Raw genomic sequence first — 6,353 nt, forward strand, 5'->3', positions numbered from 1 at the left:
ACTTATTTCACAGCCCCTTATATTTTACAGAAAAATTGAAGGAGGTATATTGTTACAATTTACTACAGAATATATCATAATCAATAAAAATATATACAAAAAAACTATAAATAAAATAGAAATCGAAAATATCAATTGGACAATATTGATATGATGAAGCATAATTTATATGTATCTTCATATAAAATGCATAAAGGAGGAAGACATGAGGAGAATGAAAAAGATTGTTACAGTGTTAATGGCTTTATCATTGACTGTAACAGGAATGCTTGGAAGTGGGATGACAGCCAAAGCGGACAGCTGTGGCGGATTGGCGGAGGAAGATGTATATACTCCCGGAGAGGATGAAGTTATTAAAGACCCATTACTCCATTGGGCAATCCGTTCATCAATGAATGCGATTAAAAGCAATGTAAAACTGACAGCAGATATGGTGGGGGATAAATCTGTTCGGAACATTTCGTTTGAATTATGCAGTCATGCGGATGATTTCGCAGACTGGACAAAACCATACTGGATTGAAAATTTAGAGGGAATTCAGTATGCAAAGTCAGCGACGATGGTAGATATCGGATATACTTCAGCGATTGAGGGAAAAAGCATCAAAGACTTGAGTCCTCTTTCTGCGTTGACGCAGCTGGATATTCTGATCTTAAAGCAGGATGGAATCACAGATGTCAGCGCACTAAAAACACTGGTAAATTTATCACAGCTTGATCTGTCCATGAATGGGGCGATTAAAGATGTGTCATCAATCAAGGATATGAAAAAATTATCTACATTGAATTTATCTTCCAATGCGATTGAAAACGTAGATGATATTAAAGATTTAACAAAATTACAGTATTTAAATATATCAGGAAATAAAATATCTGCATTACCTGATATGAGTAAGCTCACAGATCTCAGGACACTGCTGGCTTCAGATAATAAACTGACAGATGTAACACCTGTTGGACAACTGAAAAATCTTGAAGCACTGGACCTTACTAAAAACAGCGGAATTACAGATGTAAAAGCACTTGCAGGACTGACACATCTGGATCCGGATCGGACTTATCTGCCAACAGCAGAAATGAAAACAGATCTTTTTGCAGCAATTGATGTAAATAAAATTTTTGAATTATTTAATATCAGCAAGATGACAACTGGTGATCTTGATAATGTACAGAAGGCGCTGGATGCTTATGATGCTTTAACAGATGAACAGAAGACATATATTGATAGTAAAAAGGTGGAGGCTACTAAGAATAATAAAGCAAAAGTTGAAGCAGGAGATGAACCAGAATATTATCCGGAATACGATAATGGTGGCGTAAAACAGCCGATATTAGACCGCCTTGAAATTAAGGTTGTAGATAAAAATGGCAAGTCACTTCCGAATGTAAACTTTGTAAGAAAAAGAATAAATGCGGGAGCGACGCCGTCAGAGTATACTTTTACAACAGATAAGAATGGGATATTAACGTTGAAGCATACATCTATTGATGCATGGTATGATAAAATTGTAGTTGAAGTAGATAATACAGATGATGTGAAGTATGTTTCGAATCCGGAAAAAATAGAATATACAGTCAATAGTTCCATACAGACAGAAACGGTTAACGGGAAAACCGCAACTGGTCTTGAAGAATTGCAGTTTGTACTGATTCCGGAAGATGAATATGTGGATAAAACTGGACTGGAAGAAGTAATACAAAAAGCAGGAAGTGTTGAGGAAGAATATAAATATACAGAAGAGACATACAAAGCGTATCAGCAAGTTTTGGCGGAAGCACAAAAGGTATTCAGTGATGTAGATGCTTCAAAGAAAGATGTACAAAAGGTTACGTCAAAATTGGAAAAATCTCTTTCGGAATTGAAAAAAGCAGACAAGTTAACGACATTAAAAGTGATTGTTAGAGATGCAAATGGTAACTTATTTACAAGACCGTTTAAGTTCCAGTATACATCTGACAAAGGAGGATATAATTCGTATTCGGATGCATATACAGGAATCATGTATTTACCAGCATCTGCAGCATGGGAAGAGGGAGAGACATGGAAGTTATTCCCGTGTTATCAGGAACTCTATTCTGCAGATCCGGTTATTAATTTTACAGTAGGCAAAGAAAACGGAAAATCTTATTTTAAAGAGATCAATGGTGAAACGGTCGGCGTTGATTATGAAAAGGAGATTACAGTAACCTGGACTGGTATAGAGACTCCGGGATTTGAACCAAGAACACCAGACAATACAGTATTGAAAGAAGTTATTGAGCAAATGAAAGCTTATACTTCTGAGGGATATACACCGGCAAGCTTTGAAGTATTAACACAGGCAATCAACAAGTCAGAGGAAACTGCAGGCAAAGCAGATGCTACGCAGGAAGATTACAATGCAGCAGTAGCAGAACTAAAAAAAGCAGCAGCAGACTTGAAGATAGAAGCAAACAAGGTTGCATTGGGAAAGGAAATTGCTTATAAGACTTCTTACAGTCAGGCAAATTATACAACAGCAACATGGAAAGTATATAAAGAAGCACTAGAAAATGCAGAAATAGTCAATGCAGATGCAAATGCATCACAGGAACAGGTAGATGCAGCATTACAGCTTCTTAAAGATGCGGAAAGCCAGTTGAAATGGAGAGCTGACAACTCTAAACTGAAAGAAAATCTGCAAAAGGCAAAAGATTTAAACGAAGATGATTATCAGAGTGGATGGGATGCATTGCAGAACGCAATTAAAACTGCGGAAGACGTGGTTGCTAATGCAGATGCGACAAAAGCAGAGAGTGATTCTGCAAATGCAGAGCTTGAAAAAGCAATGGAGGATTTGGTTGAGAAACCAACAGAGGTAGATTATTCATGCTATCAAGGAGTATTCCGCGCAAAAGTAATGGATGAAGATGGCAATCCGTTAAAGGGTGTTAAATTTAATGCTGTTATAGACGGAACAGTAGATGATTATCCAATGGTATCTGACAGTAATGGTATTATTTCTTATAATGTAACTGGAATTTATAATGGCGGTAAAACAACACATATTGTTTTAGCAGATACAGCGGACTATGAAACGGAAGATGATCATTATTTTACAGCATCAGGAAGTGGATGGGTAGGAACAATAGATGCAATTGATGGCATTCCGTATATAAGTGGTATTAAGCTTACATATACTTTGAAAAAGAAATCTGGCGGTGATACACCAGCACCAGAACCGGGAAATAAAGTTCTTTCTGACGAAACGACATTCCGTGCAAAAGTAGTAGATGAAGCAGGAAAGGCAGTAGATGGAGTTGAGTTTGATATAACACCAGATGATCCACTTGTGGATACATACCATGCAACAAGCAAAAATGGTGTTATTGAACAGAAAGTGGATAATGCCGATTTTATGGTAACATTTACAGTAAAACTTGCAGAAGGTCAGAAGGATGCTGAAGGAGAACTGTATGTGTGTGCTGATCGACATACATATAAAACGAATGGTAATTATGTAATAGCACCAAAAATTACGGAAATTGATGGAAAAGCCCTTGCAGAAGCAGGAGAGATTACCTTTGTATTAAAGAAAGATGGCGGCAATACACCTATACCGGAACCGGAGGATAAAGTACTTTCAGATACAACGACATTCCGTGCAAAGGTAGTAGATGAAACAGGAAAATCCGTAGATGGAGTAGAATTTGAAATTATTGATAAAGCATCTTTAGATGCAGAGCCGATTACAGTTAAAAGCGCAAACGGAAAAATTGAACATCAGATAAATGCAAGTACAGATATTCAAAAAACATATACAGTCGGTATGAAAGAAAATGCAGATTGGAAGTGTGAGGACACACATAGTTTCAAAACAGGTGGATACTATGGCTTTGGAAATGCAACGATCACATCAATTGATGATACTGCTCTTGCAGAAGCAGGAGAAATAACATTCGTATTGAAGAAAGACGGTGGCAGTACCCCAGAACCTGTAAAAGCAGACAAAACAAAATTAAAAGAAGCTGTGGAAATTGCCGGATTAAAGAAAGAAGCAGATTATACGCCGGAATCATGGTCTGAATATCAGAAAGCAGTTGGAGAAGCACAGAAGATTCTGGACAAAGAAGATGCAACGCAGGAAGAGGTTGATGCACAGATCGAAGCGTTAAAAGCAGCGGTAGAGAAACTTGTAGAAATCAAAAAGCCAGTTGTTACAGACAAGAATACAATTCGTATTAAAGTGGTAAATGAAGCGGGCGAAGCTGTAAATGATTCGATTGCATTTAAAGTAATTCCAGATACGGGATATCCGTTTAATCTGTATGCGTCTAAAGGAGTTGTAGAATATCCGGTCAGTGACGGAGATTATGGAACAAATCTTATGACTGTACAGCTGAAGAATGAGTCAGTACAGCTTGATGGAAAAGAATACATTGTAGTGCCTGAAAAACATGAATTTACGATTCAATCAAGCACACTCGGAACTTTAGTGACAAAAGTAGATGGGGAAGATGTAGGTAACGGAAAGGAAGTTATTTTCATATTGACAGAAAAAACAGTACCGGTTGTAGACAAGAGTATGCTTCAGGCGAAAGTTAATGAAGTAAAAGATATGAAACAGGGAGATTATACGTTAAACAGCTATAAGGCTTTTAAGACGGCGATCACAGAAGCAGAGACAGCTCTTGATAATCCAAATGCAACACAGCAGGATGTTGATCAGGCACTGTCTGTACTGGAAGAAGCACAGAACAACCTGAAGACAGTACGGGGAATGCGTACCTTGACAATTGCTGTATCGAGTGAAGATGGAAGCCAGCTGCAGAGTAATATCAAATTTATTCGTGATAATGTGTACTATAATGTACAGAATACAATGTTCGCAAATGATGGAACACTCGTATGGAAACTGACAGGATATGAAGATGCAGGAGAATATGAACTTTATCTTCCGGAAGATTCTGCTTATATTGCAACTCCGGCTGTAACAAAGATTACAATTGGAAAAGAAGACGGAACATCTGTAGTGGAAAAAATCAATGATGTTCCGGCAGCAGAAGCACAGGCTGGAATCCGGCTTCTGGCAAAGAGTACAGATGCATGTGATAAGGTTACATTCCGTGCATATGTACAAGATGAAGATGGAAAGGTTCTTCCTGGAATAAGCTTCAATGTATTGAATGGAGATCCGCAGGTACTTACATCTGATGAAAATGGAATGATTCAGTATGATGTTACCGTATGGGATATTGATACAGAAATGACTGTAAGTCTTCAGGCGAATGATCAGTGGTCATGCGATAAACAGGTTATCTTTACAGTTTCAGAGGATCCGGAAGTAGAAGGGCGAGGTGTTATCAGCGCAATTGATGGAACTGCATTTGCAGGTGGAGAAAAGATTGTTTTTGTACTTAGAGATAAGAACAAACCACAGCCTGTAGATAAGACAGGTCTTGAAGGTGCAATCAAAGAAGCACAGGCAATTGAAAAAGATCTTTACACAGAAGAAAGCTATGGAGTGATGGAACAGGCTTTGGCAAATGCGTTAACTGTGGATCGTGACGATAATGCAACACAGGAAAACATAGACAGTGCGGCACAGGCTCTTCGCGATGCAATGAACGGTCTTGTTAAAAAAGAAGTTCCGCAGCCGGTAAATAAAGAAGCATTAGGAAAGGCGATTAAAGAAGCACAGGCTTTGAAGAAAGACGATTATACAGATGCAAGCTTTACAGCTTTTGAAAATGCTTTGAAAAATGCGGTTGCAATAAATGAAAATGCTGTTGCAACACAGGAAGAAGTAAATAATGCAGAAAAAACTCTTCGGGATGCGATAGCTGGACTGGTTAAGAAAGATGGAGAGACTCCAACTCCGAATCCGGAAGATAAAAATCAGAACAAGCCGAATTCAAATCAGCAGAAACCGTCAGATACAAACCAGACATCAAATAATACACAGCCGACAAATGCTGCACAGAATACAACTGTTAAGACAGGTGATACGGCAAACTTTATGATTCCTATTGCTGGAATTGGAATGGCAGCGATCTTATTAGTATTAGCGATTGTGTTAAGAAAGAAATACAGAAGATAAGGAAGAAATAATTTAAAAATTAGTAATGAAGCAAGGCAGGACAGTTGTTCTGTCTTGCTTTTTAATCTGGATAATCAAAGTTCTTGAGGGTTTGCCGAACTAATTGAGGGTCAGTCGTGAGGGGTTGGCCCTTTTAGAATGCCAGTTTTTGAGGGTTTAGTTTGAGGGGCTGGTTTGAGGGACAAACTTGAGGGGCGAGTTTGAGGGTCTGGAATAATTCCAGGCCCTCTTGAATAATTATTCAAAAATCATATTCGTTAGGATATGGGATATCGTTTTCGAATAAGATTTTTTG

The 6,353-nt window shown here is 38.1% G+C and carries 1 protein-coding gene; it reads left to right on the forward strand.

The genetic code is table 11. The features are described 5' to 3' along the window. The first annotated feature begins 205 nt into the window (after positions 1 to 205). Positions 206 to 6,058: a leucine-rich repeat domain-containing protein gene (locus ACYQ5K_RS17470; protein WP_459778158.1), complete on the forward strand. Its 5,853-nt coding sequence runs from the start codon at positions 206 to 208 to the stop codon at positions 6,056 to 6,058. The last annotated feature ends 295 nt before the right edge of the window (positions 6,059 to 6,353 follow it).

It is taken from the genome of Allocoprococcus similis (assembly GCF_054660775.1).

Excerpts from the sequence above, each read along its gene's own strand:
- ACYQ5K_RS17470 (WP_459778158.1), top strand. The coding sequence starts at position 206 with ATGAGGAGAATGAAAAAGATTGTTACAGTGTTAATGGCTTTATCATTG.